The following is a 17,137-nucleotide window of genomic DNA, read 5'->3' on the forward strand; positions in this document are numbered from 1 at the left end:
ACGGGGCGCGCTCGGGCTATGGCCGCTCCATGCCGAGATACGCGTTCAAAATCGAATATGACGGAGGGCCCTTCGCCGGGTGGCAGCGTCAGGCCGACCAGCCTTCGGTGCAGGGCGCGGTCGAGGCGGCTTTGGCCAAGCTCGAACCCGGCCCCCATACGATCGCCGCGGCTGGCCGCACCGATGCGGGCGTTCATGCCACCGGGCAGGTCGCCCATGCCGATCTGACGAAGGATTGGGACCCGTTCCGGCTGTCGGAGGCGCTGAATTATCACCTGCGCCCCGCGCCGGTCGCGATCCTCGCCTGCGCCCGGGTCGAAGACGAATTCCACTCTCGATTCTCGGCGCAGGAGCGGCGCTACCTGTTCCGGCTCGTGCAACGCCGCGCGCCGGCAACCCATGACCGCGGACTGGTCTGGCAGGTCCTCAACCCGCTCGATATCGAGGCGATGCGCGAAGGGGCCGCGCATCTGATCGGGCATCATGACTTCACCACCTTCCGCTCGACAATGTGCCAGTCGAACTCGCCGGTCAAAACGCTCGACGAGATCCGGATCGAGTCGCTCGACATCCCGCATGGGCGCGAGGTCCGGTTTCACCTGCGCGCGCGCAGCTTCCTGCACAATCAGGTCCGCTCGATCGTCGGCACGCTGGAGCGCGTCGGCGCCGGATCCTGGCCGCCCGAGCGCATGGGCGAAGCGCTCGCCGCGCGCGACCGTGCCGCTTGCGGACCCGTCTGCCCGCCGCAGGGCCTTTATCTAAGCGCGGTCGGCTATCCCAGCGATCCCTTCGCCTGACGCGCCCCGCGCGCCGGGCGGGGCGGGGCAGGACATAATGGCATTGGCGTTGGCAGGGCGATACCGCGCGTTTCAGCAGGGACGAACGCCGCGTCCTCATTCACGGCGCTTGCCACTTCGCTTCCGGGCGTTCCGTTTTGCCGGCACCAGTCCTTGTCGGTGACATCGATTTCCCGCGCGTCCGCGCTTTGTAGACGCGAGGCTTCGTCCAACACGAGCGGCGGTAGCGCATCGCCCTCCATTCGCCGCAGCGTCGATATGAGTTCCTCAAGCCGCTCCCGGCAACGCTGCGCCAAAGCCATATCTAGATAACGCAGAAGCAGGGCGGTCTCGCGTTCCGAGAGGTGGGCCACTGGCGCATGCGTGATCTTCGGATGCGCAGTCGCGCAGCTATGCGCGCCGGTCACGGGGGCCTCGTGCAACTTCTCCCCCCTCCGCAAACCGATCCGCAACAACTCGATCTCGCCGTCGGGGCAGTCCGGCCCGCGCAGCCGTAACCCGCGCGCCTCGACCATCTGCCGGGCGAGATCGCCGATCCGGATCGGTGCGCCCATATCGAGCGCGTAGACCCGCCCCGAAACCTCCCAGCGCCCGGCGATCAGCACGAGCCGCGCCGCTTCGGCGATGGTCATGAAATAGCGTGTGGCGTCAGGATCGGTGAGCGTGATCGGGCCGCCTTGAGCGATTTGCCGTTCGAAAATCGGCACGACCGATCCTGACGAGCCGATCACATTTCCGAAGCGCACGATCGAGAAAACTGTCGCGCCCGCGCGGGTCGCAAGATCCTGCACCACCAGCTCCGCCATCCGTTTCGACGCGCCCATGGCCGAGCGCGGTGCAATCGCCTTATCGCTGGAAATCAGCACGAACCGCGCAACTTTCGCGGCCCGCGCAGCCCGTGCGAGACAGACTGTGGCGGTGACGTTATTCGCGAATCCGGAAAGCGGGTTTTCTTCCACCAGCGCGACGTGCTTGTAGGCGGCGGCGTGGAACACGGCATCGATCGCCTCGCGTGCGAAGATCTCCCGCACCAGCGCCGCGTCCCCGGCGGAGCCGAGCCGGGTGACGAGATCGACACCCGCGCGGGCGGCGAGTGGCGTCAGGTCGGACAGGAGGGCGAACAGCGCGGGCTCCGAGAGTTCGAGCAGGACGAGTTTCGCCGGGCCACAGACGAGAATCTGACGACAAAGCTCTGCCCCGATGGAGCCGCCCGCCCCCGAGATGAGCACGGATTTTCCACAGTAGAACTCTGCCTCAGGCGGGTCGTCCCCGGTGATCTCACAGCGGCCCAGCCAGCGCTCGGGGCGCACCGGTTCGAGCCGCGCGGCAAGATCCGCGCCGCCGACCAGCAGAGCGAAATCCGGCAGCGCCTCGCAGCGCAATCCAAGGGACGAGAGGTCACGCGCCAGCGCTGCCTTGCGCGGCTCGGGCAGGCGCGGATCGGCGAGGACGACGCGATCGACATTAAACTTGCGGATCAGCGCCTCGCGCGCCGCGGGGCCCAGAACCGGCACCCCGTACAACGTCGCGCCGCGCAAGACGGGGCTGTCGTCGAGATAGGCGCAGGTCAAAAAACCGGATCGGTCGCGCAACGCCCGTGCCAGAGCGATCCCCTCCGGCGTTGCGCCGTAGATCGCGATGCGCGAGACGACATTCGAACGTCGATAGAGCCATCCCGTGAGCGCCAGGAGTGCCCAACGCTGGACCACGATGCCCGATAGAAATGCGCAACCAAAGAAGAGCGCAGTGTCGCCGCCCTGCCACCCGAGGCCGACCCAGAGGGCCAGTGCAAGGAGGCAGGAGAGGACGACCGCTTTTCCCGCCCCCAGCATGGCGAAGTCCTTCAGGGGCAGGCGCGCCAAGCCGGTGCCGAGGCTCGCCACTGCGGCGAGACCGCTTCCGGTCAGGACCAGGAGCCAAGCATCCATTTCGAGGCTCCAGCGGCTCAAGGCAGGCGTGAGTTGCAACACCAACGCAAGGCACGCCATCGCGAGCAGCGCATCGAGCGTCGCGATGACAGCCGCCTTGCGCGGGCGCGACAGCGCGATCAGGCGCGTCGCGATTTTGTCGGTGAGCGCTTCCCTCACGCGATCCCTCCGCGCAGAGTTTGCCAGATCAGCGCAAGATCGAGCCGCCACGAGGCCTGTCTTTGGTAAAGCAGATCGAGCCGGGCTTTCTCGGGGACGCAAGCCTGATCGTAGATCCGTAGCGCCTCCTCTGCCGTCTGGCATCGCGCCAGCAGACGCGCCTCTTTTTGAGCGAACTGCACGCTTGCGAGCCCGGTGATCCCCGGGGGGCTTGCGAGCACCTGCGCGTAGAGCTGCGGGAAACGCGCAACCACCTCGCGCAGCGGAGGGCGCGGTCCGACGAAGCTCATATCGCCGCGCAGGACGTTCCAGATTTGCGGCAACTCATCCGCGTGGCACCGGCGCAGGATCTGCCCAAGCGGGGTGATCCGCGCGCGCTTATGCCCGGCGGTGATGCCGTGATCGCCCGCCTCCGCCTCCATCGTGCGGAACTTCCACATCTGAAAGCTGCGCGTGGGACTGTGCATCCGTTCGCCGCCGTAGAACCACGGTCGCCCCTGCACCAGTGCAACCGCCAACCAGACCAGCACGATCAGCGGCAAGACCACGGGCAGCGCCAGCACCGCCAGCGTCAGATCGAAGAGACGTTTACGCCTGCGCCGGGCCAGGGTCATGCCAAATCTCCAGTTACGGGTAGCCACAAGGGGCGAAACTTCCGCAAGCCTAGGCAGGTCGCAGTTGCGATGCGGTTAACGCAGCCCCGCTCCCATGACCGGACCTCACGACACCTGACACCGATACAATCGGTCGTATGGACTTCGCGGGGCGCGAGTGGTTGGATCGCGCCCGATACGAAGGAGGCACCGATGGCATTCGGCAAAAACATCCGCACATGGTTCGAAGGCGCATGGCACGAGGGCGATATCGCCGTCATGCGCGCCGCCGATCACGGGCTTTGGCAAGGCAGCTCAGTCTTTGACGGGGCGCGGCTTTTCGACGGGGTCGTCCCCGATCTCGACGCGCATTGCGCGCGCACCAACCGCTCCGCCGAGGCGCTGATGATCACGCCGACTCTCGCCGCCGAGGAGATTGTCGAAATCGCGCGCGAGGGCCTGCGGAAATACGACAAGGGTGCCGCCGTTTACGTGCGCCCGATGTATTGGGCGATCGCGGGTTCCGATCTGGGGGTGGCGCCGAAGCCCGGCGAGACCGGATTCGCACTGTGCCTCGAAGAGGTGGCGATGCCCGACCCCGGCAAGTCGACGACGCTGACCACCACGCAATTCCGCCGCCCCGTTCTGGCCGATAACGTCACGGATGCGAAGGCGGGCTGTCTCTATCCGAACAACGCGCGGATGCTGGTCGAGGCGCAGCGCAAAGGCTTCGGCAACGCGCTGGTGCAGGACGCGATGGGCAACGTCGCCGAAAGCGCGACGGCAAACGTCTGGATGGTGAAGGATGGCGAGTATTTCACGCCCATGCCGAACGGCACCTTCCTTGCAGGCCTCACGCGCAAACGGATCATGGGCCTTCTGCGCGAGGGTGGCGAGACGGTGCATGAAGCGGTGCTGACGCTCGACGATTTCCGCAATGCCGACGAGGTCTTCCTGACCGGCAACTTCGCCAAGGTCACGCCGGTCGCGGGCTTCGACGATGTCAGCTACACGCCCGGCAAAGGCACCCAGCGGGCGCGCGAGGCCTATATGGACTGGGCACAAGGGTCGCCGCTTTGAGCCTCGACACCCCCGCGGTTGCCAAAGACCTCGCGCCGGGCGATGATCCACGAACACCCCGTCCCGGAGGAGCCATGCGCAAGTTTCTGGTTGTGCTCGACGATACCCGCGAATGCCTCAACGCGATGCGGTTCGCGGCGATGCGCGCGAACCATACCGGCGGCGGCGTCATCATCCTCTCGGTGATCCCGCCCGACGAATACCAGCACTGGATCGGCGTGGCCGAGATCATGCGCGAAGAAGCCCGCGAGCGGATCGAGGCGCATTTCGAGGTCTTCGCGAAATGGATGCGCGACCGTCAGGGCGTGGAGCCGGAACTGGTGATCCGCGAGGGTGAACCCGTGCCCGAGATCATCGCCGTGATGGACGAACATCCCGAGATCGGCGTGCTGGTCCTCGGCGCAGGCTCCGGCAAGGGCGGTGCGGGGCCGCTGGTCAGCCAGATGGTCAAGCAGGCCGGAACGCTGCCCTGCCCGCTGACGATCGTGCCGGGCGAGATGTCGAAGGAAAAGCTCGAACAGATCACCTGACCGATGCCGATGCCCTGGACCTATCGCCATGCGCAGAAGGAGTTCGCCTCTTTCCTCGCCGATGCGCGCGATCGGATGAGCCTCGGCTCCGACAATATGACCTACACGGCGGTGGAGGGCGTCTTCGTCACCTTCCGTGCGCGGCTGCGCCCTGTCGAGGCGATCGCCTTCGCCGATTGCCTGCCTGCGGTGTTGCGCGCGATCTTCCTGTATCACTGGGATGTGATGGCGGCGCCGCGCCCGTTCGGCAGCCGGACCGAGATGACCCGCGAAGCGCAGGCGTTGCGCCCGCATCACAACCTGACCCCCGACAATGCCATCGAGGCCACCGCCTTTGCGCTCTGGCGCCATGTCAATCGTCGTGACTTCGAGGCCGCTCTTGCGCGGATCGGGCCGGAAGCGGAGGCGTTCTGGCGCCCGGAGGTCACCGATCCCGCCCAGATCGCGCCGCGCATCATCTAGCGCATAGCCGCGATTACTTGATTAATTCAGTCGGAAGGCGCATATGAGCGGCAAGCCAAGGAGGCACGCGATGTTTATTCAGACCGAGACGACCCCGAACCCCGCGACGCTGAAATTCCTGCCCGGCCAGACCGTGCTGGAGACCGGCACCGCTGATTTCCCCTCCGCCGAAGCGGCGGCCAAATCGCCGCTGGCCAAGCGCGTTTTCGCAGTGCCCGGCGTGACCGGCGTGTTCTTCGGCTCGGACTTCGTGACCGTGACGAAAGATGACGCGACTAGCTGGGATCACGCGAAACCGGCGATCCTCGGCGCGATCATGGAGCATTTCCAGTCCGGCGCCCCGGTGATCGAAGGCGAAGCCGCGCCCTCGGGCCATGCCGAGCATGACGGCGAGGACGGCGCGATCGTCTCGCAGATCAAAGAGTTGCTCGACACCCGCGTGCGCCCGGCCGTGGCGCAGGACGGTGGCGACATCACCTTCCACGGGTTCGAGCGTGGCGTGGTCTACCTGCACATGCAGGGCGCTTGCGCCGGGTGCCCCTCGTCGACGCTGACGCTCAAGATGGGGATCGAGAACCTGCTCAGACACTACATCCCCGAGGTTTCAGAGGTCCGTCCGGTCAATGCCTGATCTGACGCTAGGCTTCGACACATCGGCCGCGCATTGCGCGGCCGCTTTGCTGTCGGGTGATGACTGCCTCGTCGCGCGCCACGAAGAGATGGGGCGCGGTCAGGCCGAACGGCTGATGCCGCTTCTGGAAGAGGTGCTCGCAGAGGCAGGCGTCGGCTGGCGCGACCTGACGCGGATCGGCGTCGGGATCGGGCCGGGGAATTTCACCGGCGTCCGCATCGCCGTCTCCGCCGCGCGTGGATTGTCGCTGAGCCTGCGGGCCCCGGCTCTCGGCGTCTCGATCACCGACGCTGCGCAATTCGGCAGCGAAGGTCCGGTGCTTGCAGCCGTCGCAGCACCACGGGAACGAGCCTATCTCGAAGGGTTCCGCACCGCTCAGTCCATCCCGCTCGATCTACATGAACTCGACGCGCTTCCCGAGGGCTTGGCCGAACCCGGCCTGACCTGCATCGGCACCGCCGCCGAGGAGGTCGCCCAACGGATCGGCGCCGCCGCCGCGCCCGCCGCTTTCGCGCCTGCCGAAGCCATCGCACGGATCGCAGCCTCTCGCGAATTCATCCCCGGAGAACGCCCCGCGCCGCTTTATCTGCGTGCGGCCGATGCCGCTCCGCCCTCCGATCCGCCGCCAAGGATCCTCGACTGATGCGCGCCGAAGCCCTCGCCGAGCTGCATGCCGCCTGCTTCACAACACCACGCCCGTGGAACGAGGCCGAATTCCGGGATCTGATGCGCAGCCCCGGCACTTTCCTGTTGAACGAGAACCGAGGCTTCCTTCTGGGACGCGTCATCGCGGGCGAGGCCGAGCTTCTGACCCTCGCGGTCGACCCGAAAGCGCGGCGCAACGGCACCGGCCGCGCGCTGGTGGAGCGGTTCGCACAGGAAGCCGAGGCGCTGGGGGCCGAAAGCGCCTTCCTCGAAGTCTCCGCCGAGAATGACGCCGCGCGCGCGCTTTATGCCGCGACCGGCTGGAAGGAATCGGGGCGTCGCAAGGGCTATTACCGCAGCCCGGAAGGCGATCGCATCGACGCGCTGGTTCTCACTTTGCCACTCGCTAGAGCGACAAGCTGACCGTTCAATCAAATTTGTCTTGCGACCCCGCGTCATCCACAACTTGACGCTTGACCCCTTTGGCAAGCTCTGCCCAAATCGCCGGGTCCGCGCGCTGAACCGAGCGCGCCAACAGGCTTATCCAACAGGGCCATAACGTTCGGGAGTAATCCATGACCTATTTCACCAAGTTCCTCGGCGCCGCGACCGCGCTCGCGCTCAGCGCCGGGGCCGCGCTGGCCGATCCCGCGATCATTTACGATCTGGGCGGCAAATACGACAAGAGCTTCAACGAGGCCGCCTTCAACGGCGCCAAGCGTTGGGCCGAAGAGACCGGCGGCTCCTACAAGGAACTGGAAATGCAGTCGGAAGCTCAGCGTGAGCAGGCCCTGCGCAAACTGGCCGAGTCGGGCGCCAACCCGATCGTGATGACCGGCTTCGCCTTCGGCGACACGCTCAACACCGTCGCTCCCGACTACCCCGACACCAAGTTCGCGATCGTCGACATGGTCGTCGACCAGCCCAACGTCGAGTCGATCGTCTTCAAGGAAGAGCAAGGCTCCTACCTCGTCGGCATGATGGCCGCGATGGCATCGAAAACCGGCACCGTCGGCTTCGTCGGCGGCATGGACATCCCGCTGATCCGCAAATTCGCCTGCGGTTACGTTCAGGGCGTGAAAGCCGTGAACCCCGACGCGAAAGTCATCCAGAACATGACCGGCACCACCCCGGCGGCCTGGAACGACCCGGTGAAGGGCGGCGAGATCGCCAAGGCCCAGATCAGCCAGGGCGCGGACGTGATCTACGCAGCCGCTGGCGGCACCGGCATCGGCGTTCTGCAGGCAGCCGCAGATGGCGACGTCCTGTCGATCGGCGTGGACAGCAACCAGAACTACCTGCACCCGGGCAAGGTCCTGACCTCGATGCTCAAGCGCGTCGACAACGCCGTTTATGACGCGTTCTCGGCGGGCCCCGATCTGAAGCCGGGCATCAAGGTGATGGGTCTGGCCCAGAACGGCGTCGGCGTCGCGATGGACGACAACAACAAGTCGCTCGTCACGCCCGAGATGGAAAAAGCGGTGGAGCAGGCGAAAGCCGACATCGCTTCGGGCAAGATCGAAGTGCATGACTACATGTCGGACGACAGCTGCCCGGTCGAGTGATGAGCACAACAGAGTCGAACAACGCGGGGCGGCAGGCAACTGCCGCCCTTGCCACTGAAAACGCCAGCGATGCGGCCGAAGCGGCCCACGCTGCCGCCACGCCCACGGGCGCGCCCGCGATCGAGCTGAAAGGCATCTCGAAAGCCTTCGGCACGGTGCAGGCCAACAAGGACATTTCGATCCGGGTCATGCCCGGCACGATCCACGGTATCATCGGCGAGAACGGCGCGGGGAAATCCACGCTGATGTCGATCCTGTACGGCTTCTACAAGGCCGATGCGGGCGAGATCTGGATCAAGGGCAAGCACACCCATATCCCCGACAGCCAGGCCGCGATCAGCGCCGGCATCGGCATGGTCTTCCAGCATTTCAAGCTGGTGCAGAATTTCACCGTGCTCGAGAACATCATCCTTGGTGCCGAGGATGGCGCGCTGCTGCGCCCCTCGCTCTCCAAGGCCCGCAAGGAACTCAAGCGCCTCGCCGAGGAATACGAGCTCAACGTCGATCCCGACGAGAAGATCGAAGAGCTCTCCGTCGGCCACCAGCAGCGCGTGGAAATCCTCAAGGCGCTCTATCGTCAGGCGGATATCCTGATCCTCGACGAGCCGACGGGGGTGCTGACGCCCGCCGAGGCCGATCACCTCTTCCGCATCCTCGATTTCCTCCGCAAGGAAGGAAAGACGATCATCCTGATCACCCACAAGCTGCGCGAGATCATGGAGATCACCGACACGGTCAGCGTGATGCGCCGCGGCGAGATGACGGCGACGGTGAAAACCGCCGAGACTTCGCCCGAGCAACTGGCCGAGTTGATGGTCGGCCGCAAGGTTCTGCTCAACGTCGACAAGACGCCTGCGCAGCCCGGCAAAACCGTGCTGGAGGTCGAGAACCTCCGCGTGAAGGACGAAGACGGGATCGAGCGCCTCAAGGGCATCAATCTCGAAATCCGCGCGGGCGAGATCCTCGGGATCGCGGGCGTGGCGGGCAACGGCCAGTCCGAATTGCTGGAAATCCTCGGCGGTTTCGCCAAGGGCACCGGCCACATCCGCATCAACGGCGAAGAGATCGACCTCACGGGCAAGCATAGCGACGGCCAATCCCGCCGCCGCCGGGGCATCTCGCACGTTCCTGAGGACCGCCACAGCCTCGGGCTGATCCTCGATTTCGCCGCGTGGGAGAACATGGTCTTCGGCTATCACTCCGATCCCGCCTATCAGAAGAACCGCTTCGTGATGGACAATGCGGGGATCGTGGCCCACACGGCCGAGGCGATGGAACGCTTCGACGTGCGCCCGCCGATCCCGACCCTGCCCGCGAAAAGCTTCTCCGGCGGCAACCAGCAAAAAATTGTGCTGGCCCGCGAGATCGAACGGAATCCGGCGCTGCTGCTGGTGGGCCAACCCACGCGCGGCGTCGATATCGGCGCGATCGAATTCATCCACAAACGCATCATCGAACTGCGCGACCAAGGCGCCGCGATCCTGCTGGTCTCGGTCGAGCTTGACGAGATCCGGGCGCTCTCGGACCGGGTCGCGGTCATGTTCGACGGGCAGGTCATGGGCATCGGCCCCGTCGAGACCGCCACGCAGACCGGCATGGGCTGCCTGATGGCGGGCATGGGCGGCGAGGACGTGCGCGGCATGGACGGCTGGACGATCGCCGCGCCCGAGGAGAGCCAATAATGGAAAAGACACCGAAATGGGTCGATGTGGCCCTGATTCCGCTCCTCAACCTGCTGATCGCTTTCGTGATCTCGGGGATCGTGGTGCTGCTAATCGGCGAAGACCCGATCAAGGCGATCAAGGTCATGGTCTCGGGCGCGCTCGGCTCGCCCTATGGCTGGGGCTACACGCTCTATTACGCGACCAACTTCATCTTCACCGGCCTCGCGGTCGCGGTCGCCTATCACGCCAGCCAGTTCAATATCGGCGGCGAGGGTCAGGCGACGCTCGGCGGTCTGGGCGTGGCGCTGGTGCTGCTGGCCTTCCCGTGGCCGCATTGGACCATCGCACTGATCGCAGCGATGGCGGGCGGCGCGATTTTCGGCGCGGCTTGGGCGGCGATCCCGGCCTATCTGCAAGCCAAGCGCGGCAGCCATATCGTGATCACAACGATCATGTTCAACTTCATCGGCGCGGCGGTGCTGAACTACATGCTGGTCAACGTGCTGCGTCCGCGCGGCTCGATGGACCCGGCCACCGCGCGCTTCGGCGCGTCGACACATCTGCCGACCTTCCATGACTTCCCGCTCGTCGGTCAGTTCTTCTCGAAATCGGTCCCGGCGAACGTGTCCTTCTTCGTGGCGATCCTCGCCTGCTACCTCGTCTGGGTGCTGATCTGGCGCACCAAGCTGGGCTTCGAGATCCGCGCCTTCGGGCGGTCGGAGTCGGCGGCGCGCTATGCTGGCATCTCGCCGGTGAAAATCGTGATGGCGGCGATGCTGATCTCGGGCGGCCTCGCCGGTCTGATGGCGATCAACAACGTGATGGGCGAGGCGCATCGCCTCGTGCTCAACTCGGTCGAGGGCGCGGGCTTCATCGGGATCGCGGTCGCACTGATGGGCCGCAACCACCCGTTCGGCGTGTTCCTCGCGGCACTTCTCTTCGGCTTCCTCTACCAGGGCGGCGGCGAGCTGGCGCTGGAAACCACGATCCCGCGCGAGCTGATCACCGTGATCCAGGCGCTCGTGATCCTGTTCACCGGGGCCTTCGACAACATGCTGCGCGCACCGATCGAGAGCTTCTTCGTCGCGCGCGCCAACGCCCGGAAGGAGGCCTGAGATGGATTTCGGAACGATCATCGAAATTCTCGATAGCGCCGTTCGCCTCGGCACGCCGCTGCTGCTCGCCTGCCTCGCAGGTCTGTTCTCGGAACGCGCGGGCATCTTCGACATCGGCCTCGAGGGCAAGATGCTGATGGCCGCCTTCTTCTCCGGTGCGGTCGCGGCGGTGACGGGCAATGCGTGGCTTGGCCTTCTCGCAGGCGTCGGAGGCTCGATGAGCCTCGCCTTCGTGCATGGCCTCGCCTCGATCACCTTCCGCGGCAATCAGCTGATTTCCGGCGTCGCGGTAAACTTCCTTGCCTCGGGCTTTACCGTTCTGATCGCGCAAAGCTGGTTCCATCAGGGTGGCCGCACGCCGCAACTCTCGGGCAACGGGCGCTTCGATCCGATCACCCTGCCCGGCGCTGAGGCGGTGCAGGATGTGCCCTTCCTCGGTCCGATCTACTCGAACCTGATCTCTGGCCACTCGATCCTCGTCTATGTCGCCTTCGCGATGGTGCCGATCACTTGGTGGGTGCTGTTCCGCACCCGCTTCGGCCTGCGCCTGCGCGCCGTGGGCGAGAACCCGGAATCGGTCGACACCGCAGGCATCTCGGTCATCCGGATGCGCTACACCGCCGTCGCCATCACTGGCGTTCTTGCAGGTCTGGGCGGCGTCTATCTGGCAACCGGCCTTGCGGCTGGCTTCGTGAAGGAAATGACGGCCGGGCGCGGCTATATCGCTCTCGCGGCTCTGATTTTCGCGAAATGGCGGCCGGTTCCGGCACTTGGGGCGACGATGCTGTTCGGCCTGCTGGAGGCGATCTCGAACCGCTATCCGAATATCGATCTGGGCGTCGTGACCCTACCGATCCAGTTCATGCAGGCGGTGCCCTACATCCTCACCGTGATCATCCTCGCGGGTTTCATCGGCAAGGCGATCCCGCCGCGTGCAGGGGGGCAGCCCTATGTCAAAGAGCGCTGATCTCGCGCAACTGATCCGCGAACGCGCGGGCGACGAGGCCCCGCGCCTCGGCCTGATCCTCGGCTCCGGCCTCGGCCATCTGGCCGAGGAGGTCGAGGGCGTGGCGATCCCCTATTCGGAGCTTCCGGGCTTTCCCCATGCAGGCGTCTCGGGGCACAATCCGAAGCTTGTGATCGGCACGCTCGAAGGCGTCCGCGTCGCGGTCTTCGGCGGTCGGGTTCACTATTATGAACACGGCAACCCCGCCGAGATGCGCCTGCCGCTGGAGATCCTCAAGGAGCTTGGCTGCGAGAGCCTGCTGCTGACCAATGCGGCCGGCAGCCTGCGCGAGGACATCCAGCCCGGCGGGCTGATGATGCTGAACGATCACATCAACTTCTCGGGCAACAATCCCCTGATCGGCGAGCCCTCGGATGCGCGTTTCGTGCCGCTGACCGAGGCGCATGATCCGGACATCCGCGCCGGGCTCAAAGCCGCCGCCAAGGCCGAAGGGATCGAACTGCCCGAAGGGGTCTATTGCTGGTTCTCCGGCCCGACCTTCGAAACCCCCGCCGAAATCCGCGCCGCGAAAGTCTTCGGCGCCGATGCGGTGGGCATGTCGACCGTGCCGGAAGTGATCCTTGCGCGCTTCCTCGGGCTGCGCGTGGCCGCCGTCTCCGTCATCACCAATATGGGGGCGGGCATGGCACAGGAGAATATCAGCCACGAGCAGACCAAGGCGATCGCGCCCATGGGCGCGGCCAAGCTCGAACAGGTTTTGCGACGATATCTGCAACAGTTGTAACCCCGCGGCACGGCGGGGTTTGACTTCGCCTGCCCTTCGGGGACACTAACGATGCAACCTCCTCAGCGGGTGCAGTTCATGCAGATCTACCTGCCCATCGCCGAAGTCTCGGTCAATATCTTCACCCTGCTGGGGCTCGGCGGCATCGTTGGGCTGCTCTCGGGCCTGTTCGGCGTGGGCGGCGGCTTCCTGATCACCCCGCTTCTGTTCTTCATCGGCATCCCGCCTTCCGTCGCCGTGGCGACCGGCGCGAACCAGGTCGTCGCCTCGTCTGTGTCGGGCGTTCTGGCGCAGCTCAAGCGCAAGGCGGTCGACATCCCGATGGGGCTCGTGCTGCTGGTGGGCGGCCTGCTCGGCTCGGCCAGCGGCATCTACGTCTTCAACCTGCTGACCGAGCTGGGCCAGATCGACCTCGCGGTGCAGCTTTGCTACGTCGTCTTCCTCGGCCTGATCGGCCTTCTGATGCTGCAAGAGGGCATCCGCACCATCCAAAAGCAGCGCAAGGGCGGTGGCGTGCGCAAGAAGCGCGTTCAGCACACCTGGGTCCACAAGCTGCCCTTCAAGTTCAAGTTCCGCGCCTCGGGCCTCTATATCTCGGTGATCCCGCCGCTGCTGGTCGGGGTCGCGGTCGGTATCCTCGCGGCGATCATGGGCGTCGGCGGCGGCTTCATCATGGTCCCGGCGATGATCTATCTGCTGAACATGCCGACCAAGGTCGTGATCGGCACCTCGCTGTTCCAGATCCTGTTCGTCTCGGCCTTCACCACGCTGATGCACGCGATCACCAACCAGACGGTCGACGTGATGCTGGCGCTCCTGCTGATCGTCGGCGGCGTGATCGGCGCGCAGATCGGCTCGCGTCTCGGCGCGCGCCTCAAGGCAGAACAGCTGCGCATTCTGCTGGCGCTTCTCGTGATCATCGTCGCGGGCAAGCTCGGCCTCGACCTCGTGCTTCATCCGAGCAACCTCTACTCCATCGCGACGGGGGGCGAATGATGATCCGTGCCGCCCTCCTCGCCATCGGCCTCTGCGCTGTCGCCCTGCCCGCGCTGGCGCAGGACCAACAGGTTCTGCCCGCGCGTCCGGGAATGCCGATCACCAATCGCCCCGAACCTGACGAGCAGATCGTGGCAGGCCTCAGCCGCGACAATATCGGGATCACGACCTCCTTCGACGGCAGCCAGATCCTGATCTACGGCGCCATCAAACGCGAGAAGCCGGAGCCCGAAGGGCAGAAACTGGCGGTGATCGTGACGCTCGAAGGGCCGCTCGGCCCGGTCACCATCCGCAAGAAATCGCGTGAATTCGGGATCTGGGTGAACACGGCTTCGGTCGGCGTCGCCGCAGCCCCCAGCTATTACGCCGTCGCCACCTCCAGCCCGCTCGGCGATATCCTCGATCGGCGCACCGACACCCAGCAGCGGATCTCGATTCCGCTCGCGATGCGCGCTTTCTCCGGTCCGATCACAGTCGACGATTCGATCCCCTTCACCGAAGCGCTCGTCGATATCCGAAAGGAACAGGGGCTCTACAAACTCGAGACCGGCGGCGTGCATATCGTGGACAACACGCTGTTCCGCGCCGATTTCGCGCTGCCTGCGAACCTCACCGAGGGCGATTACAAGACGCGTATCTTCCTGCTGCGCGACGGCAAACTGGTGGACAAATACCAATCCGCAATCGAGGTGCGTAAAGTCGGGTTGGAGCGCTGGCTCTACACGCTCGCGCATGAGAATGCGGCGCTCTACGGGCTCTTGTCACTCGCGCTTGCGGTCTTCGCTGGCTGGGCCGCCGCCGCGATCTTCCGCTTCGTGCGTTAACCGCGCCCGACGAAGGGCATCGCGCTCGCCATCACCGTCATGTTGAGCACATTCGCCTCAAGCGGCAACGAGGCCATATGCAGCACCGAACGCGCGACATTGGCCACGTCCATCGTGGGCTCTGCCGTCTTGGTCGCCGCCGCATCCATATTCGCCAGCAACCCCGTGCGCGCGTTGCCGACGTCGATCTGCCCGCAGGCGATGTCGAAATCGCGCCCATCCAGCGCGATCTGCTTGGTCATGCCGTTGATCGCGTGTTTCGTCGTCGTATAGGCGAGCGATTTTGCGCGCGGCACCTGCCCCGAGATCGAGCCGTTATTGATGATCCGCCCGCCGCGCGGCGTCTGCTTGCGCATCTGCGCGAAAGCGGCGCGGGCGCAGAGAAACATCCCCGTCAGGTTCACCGCGATACAGGCATCCCAATCCTCCAGCGTGACCTCGTCGGGCAAGGCCGCAGGCGGGAACATCCCGGCATTGTTGAACAGCAAGTCGATCCGCCCGAACTTCGCGACGACCTCGGCAAAGGCGCGCTCCACCGCTGCCGCATCGCTCACATCGCAGGCCGCGGCCAGCCCGTCGCCTTGCGCGGCGACCTCCGCCAACTTGTCCTCCGAGCGCGCCAGACAGGCGACCTGCCAGCCCTCGGCCAGCGCGGCCTCTGCCACCGCGCGCCCGATCCCGGCGCTCGCCCCGGTCACCACCATCACGCCCATCTTCGCCCCTCCTTCGCCTTGGCTCAAATATCCCCGCCGGAGGCTCCTGCCCTATCCGTCCTGCGGTTCGGCTTTCAGTTCCAGCTTACCGCCGCCTTTCGGCAGGTCGTCAATGGTCAGCGGCGCCGAGGGCCGCGCCAGCCGCGCCCGCACCACCCACAAGAGCCGATGCTGCGCCCGGGTGATCGCGACATAGGCAAGGCGCTTCCACAGCGGGATGCCCGCCTCGACGCGCCCTGCCCTGTAAGCCGCGTAAATATCCGGCGCGAAGACCTGCACGTCTTCCCATTGCGAGCCCTGCGCCTTGTGGATCGTCACCGCCGCGCCATGCAGGAAGGTTGCGCCCATCCGGGCCGCGAACGGAATGAACGGCTCCTCCTCGTCGGGCATTTCGATCTTCACGATCGAGGCCGCCGAGAGCCGCGGATCTTCCGCCCCCATCACATGCAGCCGCGAGAAGCCGGGCTTCTTGCCGGGGCCGAGATAGATCACCTGCGCGCCCTTGATCAGACCGCGCGCCTCCAGATCGATCCGCTTCTTGCGGTGCTTCACCGGCAGTTCGATCCCGTCGCAGATCAACGGCTCGCCCGGCAGCATCATGTCGGCCGGCGCGGAATGCGCGGCGCGGAAGGCATGGATCAGCCGGATGCGCGTCGCGTTGCGCCAGACCAGCACCGGCGAGCGCGCCATCAGATCGCTCTCCACCCGCTCGGCCCAGACGACGCGGTCGTCCTTGGCGGCGGCTTTCTCGATCTCGCGCTCGAACTGCTCGAAGGTGAGGTTCTCATCGCCCAGCATATGCGCCAGATCGAGGATCGGGTTATCCTCGGCCTGCCGGTGGATGCGGTGCAGGATGTGTTTGCGCTCGTCGGGCAGACGCTCGAAGACCATCTCGCCCGACTGGTTCACCGGGGCGAGCTGCGCCGGGTCGCCGAACAGCACCAGCGTCGGGAAAATTTCGCGCAGATCGTCGAACTGCCGCTCGTCGAGCATCGAGGCCTCATCGACAAACCCGATATCGAGCGGGTCTTCGCGACGCTTCCAGCCATTGATGAAATCCGAGCCGCGCAGCCCCGCCGACGCCAGCGCCGCCGGGATCGATTTGTGCAGATCGTAGAAGGCTTTCGCCCGGTCGAGCGTCGCTTCGGTCAGGCCCATTTCGATCAGCAATTCGGGCTTGGGCCGCTCGCCCTGCCCGGTCAGCCATTCCGCGATCCGCTCGTATTCGGGATCGTAGACGGGGGTGTAGAGAATGCGATGGATCGTCGTCGCGGGCACGCCGCGCGAGCGCAAGACGCTCGCCGCCTTGTTCGTGGGTGCGAGGATCGCCAGCGTGCGCTTTTCGCGGCGCCGCTTGCCCTCGAAATCGCCCGAGACCAGATCGACGCCTGCCGCCTCCAACGCTTTATAAAGCTCCGCCAGAAGCAGCGTCTTGCCCGACCCCGCCTTGCCGATCACCGAAAGCACGCGATTGCTGCCGCTTTCCGGCGTCATCGAGCCTTCGAGAATATCGACCCCTGCCGCCTCGAGCGCGGAAGCAACGGCATCCCAAGCCTCGGCCTGGTCCTCGGAAAACTGGATCATGGGGGTCGTCATGGCGCGACCTTACCTGCGCGCCTTGGCGGGCGGAAGGGCGAAAGGGCTCGGTTTTCGCGGGGTCCGACGCCGGGAGCCTCCGGCGGGG

General features: G+C 65.7%; 18 protein-coding genes. 14 read left to right on the forward strand and 4 right to left on the reverse strand.

Going from position 1 to position 17,137, the window contains the following annotated elements; genetic code table 11:
* The first annotated feature begins 29 nt into the window (after nucleotides 1–29).
* Nucleotides 30–797, forward strand: coding sequence for a tRNA pseudouridine(38-40) synthase TruA (truA, locus tag BMI91_RS11270; protein ID WP_078604964.1), 768 nt, complete (start codon nucleotides 30–32; stop codon nucleotides 795–797).
* Here the strand turns inward: truA and BMI91_RS11275 are convergent.
* The gene (locus BMI91_RS11275) at nucleotides 773–2,884 is read right to left on the reverse strand and encodes a polysaccharide biosynthesis protein (protein ID WP_078604965.1); all 2,112 of its coding nucleotides are present in this window, start codon (nucleotides 2,882–2,884) and stop codon (nucleotides 773–775) included. The genes truA and BMI91_RS11275 overlap by 25 nt on opposite strands.
* The gene (locus BMI91_RS11280; RefSeq protein ID WP_078604966.1) at nucleotides 2,881–3,498 is read right to left on the reverse strand and encodes a sugar transferase; all 618 of its coding nucleotides are present in this window, start codon (nucleotides 3,496–3,498) and stop codon (nucleotides 2,881–2,883) included. Before BMI91_RS11280 ends, BMI91_RS11275 begins: the two co-directional genes overlap by 4 nt.
* A 192-nt stretch (nucleotides 3,499–3,690) precedes the next feature.
* On the opposite strand from BMI91_RS11280, the gene BMI91_RS11285 reads away from it, so the two are divergent.
* The 13 genes from BMI91_RS11285 (at nucleotide 3,691) to BMI91_RS11345 (ending at nucleotide 14,740) form a co-directional block, all read left to right on the forward strand.
* Nucleotides 3,691–4,557, forward strand: coding sequence for a branched-chain amino acid aminotransferase (locus BMI91_RS11285; RefSeq protein ID WP_078571232.1), 867 nt, complete (start codon nucleotides 3,691–3,693; stop codon nucleotides 4,555–4,557).
* A 74-nt stretch (nucleotides 4,558–4,631) separates the two neighbouring features.
* On the forward strand, nucleotides 4,632–5,087 hold the full coding sequence (locus tag BMI91_RS11290) for a universal stress protein (RefSeq protein ID WP_078521378.1): 456 nt from the start codon (nucleotides 4,632–4,634) through the stop codon (nucleotides 5,085–5,087).
* A gap of 3 nt (nucleotides 5,088–5,090) precedes the next feature.
* The gene (locus BMI91_RS11295; RefSeq protein WP_078604967.1) at nucleotides 5,091–5,549 is read left to right on the forward strand and encodes a DUF2267 domain-containing protein; all 459 of its coding nucleotides are present in this window, start codon (nucleotides 5,091–5,093) and stop codon (nucleotides 5,547–5,549) included.
* A gap of 70 nt (nucleotides 5,550–5,619) precedes the next feature.
* Nucleotides 5,620–6,180, forward strand: a complete 561-nt coding sequence (locus BMI91_RS11300) for a NifU family protein (RefSeq protein ID WP_078571230.1) — start codon at nucleotides 5,620–5,622, stop codon at nucleotides 6,178–6,180.
* Nucleotides 6,173–6,823, forward strand: a complete 651-nt coding sequence (gene tsaB, locus BMI91_RS11305) for a tRNA (adenosine(37)-N6)-threonylcarbamoyltransferase complex dimerization subunit type 1 TsaB (RefSeq protein ID WP_078604968.1) — start codon at nucleotides 6,173–6,175, stop codon at nucleotides 6,821–6,823. Before BMI91_RS11300 ends, tsaB begins: the two co-directional genes overlap by 8 nt.
* A complete protein-coding gene (gene rimI / locus BMI91_RS11310) occupies nucleotides 6,823–7,248 on the forward strand; it encodes a ribosomal protein S18-alanine N-acetyltransferase (protein ID WP_078604969.1) in 426 nt (141 codons plus the stop codon). The genes tsaB and rimI overlap by 1 nt, the downstream gene beginning before the upstream one ends.
* Before the next feature lie 152 nt (nucleotides 7,249–7,400).
* Nucleotides 7,401–8,390 carry a BMP family lipoprotein gene (locus BMI91_RS11315; RefSeq protein WP_078521388.1) on the forward strand — a complete coding sequence of 330 codons (990 nt, stop codon included), beginning with the start codon at nucleotides 7,401–7,403 and terminating at the stop codon, nucleotides 8,388–8,390.
* On the forward strand, nucleotides 8,390–10,072 hold the full coding sequence (locus tag BMI91_RS11320) for an ABC transporter ATP-binding protein (RefSeq protein ID WP_078604970.1): 1,683 nt from the start codon (nucleotides 8,390–8,392) through the stop codon (nucleotides 10,070–10,072). Before BMI91_RS11315 ends, BMI91_RS11320 begins: the two co-directional genes overlap by 1 nt.
* Nucleotides 10,072–11,169: an ABC transporter permease gene (locus BMI91_RS11325; RefSeq protein ID WP_078549365.1), complete on the forward strand. Its 1,098-nt coding sequence runs from the start codon at nucleotides 10,072–10,074 to the stop codon at nucleotides 11,167–11,169. The genes BMI91_RS11320 and BMI91_RS11325 overlap by 1 nt, the downstream gene beginning before the upstream one ends.
* Before the next feature lies 1 nt (nucleotide 11,170).
* The gene (locus BMI91_RS11330) at nucleotides 11,171–12,136 is read left to right on the forward strand and encodes an ABC transporter permease (RefSeq protein ID WP_078604971.1); all 966 of its coding nucleotides are present in this window, start codon (nucleotides 11,171–11,173) and stop codon (nucleotides 12,134–12,136) included.
* Nucleotides 12,120–12,920: a purine-nucleoside phosphorylase gene (locus BMI91_RS11335; protein WP_078604972.1), complete on the forward strand. Its 801-nt coding sequence runs from the start codon at nucleotides 12,120–12,122 to the stop codon at nucleotides 12,918–12,920. Before BMI91_RS11330 ends, BMI91_RS11335 begins: the two co-directional genes overlap by 17 nt.
* 78 nt (nucleotides 12,921–12,998) lie before the next feature.
* The gene (locus tag BMI91_RS11340) at nucleotides 12,999–13,916 is read left to right on the forward strand and encodes a sulfite exporter TauE/SafE family protein (RefSeq protein WP_078521398.1); all 918 of its coding nucleotides are present in this window, start codon (nucleotides 12,999–13,001) and stop codon (nucleotides 13,914–13,916) included.
* A complete protein-coding gene (locus BMI91_RS11345) occupies nucleotides 13,916–14,740 on the forward strand; it encodes a TIGR02186 family protein (protein WP_078604973.1) in 825 nt (274 codons plus the stop codon). The genes BMI91_RS11340 and BMI91_RS11345 overlap by 1 nt, the downstream gene beginning before the upstream one ends.
* Here BMI91_RS11345 and BMI91_RS11350 read toward each other — a convergent pair.
* Both BMI91_RS11350 and BMI91_RS11355 read right to left on the reverse strand, forming a co-directional pair.
* Nucleotides 14,737–15,453: an SDR family oxidoreductase gene (locus BMI91_RS11350; protein WP_078604974.1), complete on the reverse strand. Its 717-nt coding sequence runs from the start codon at nucleotides 15,451–15,453 to the stop codon at nucleotides 14,737–14,739. The genes BMI91_RS11345 and BMI91_RS11350 overlap by 4 nt on opposite strands.
* 51 nt (nucleotides 15,454–15,504) lie before the next feature.
* Nucleotides 15,505–17,049: an ATP-dependent DNA helicase gene (locus BMI91_RS11355; protein WP_078604975.1), complete on the reverse strand. Its 1,545-nt coding sequence runs from the start codon at nucleotides 17,047–17,049 to the stop codon at nucleotides 15,505–15,507.
* Between the last annotated feature and the right edge of the window lie 88 nt (nucleotides 17,050–17,137).

The organism is Thioclava sediminum, assembly GCF_002020355.1.
Taxonomy (GTDB): Bacteria; Pseudomonadota; Alphaproteobacteria; order Rhodobacterales; family Rhodobacteraceae; genus Thioclava; species Thioclava sediminum.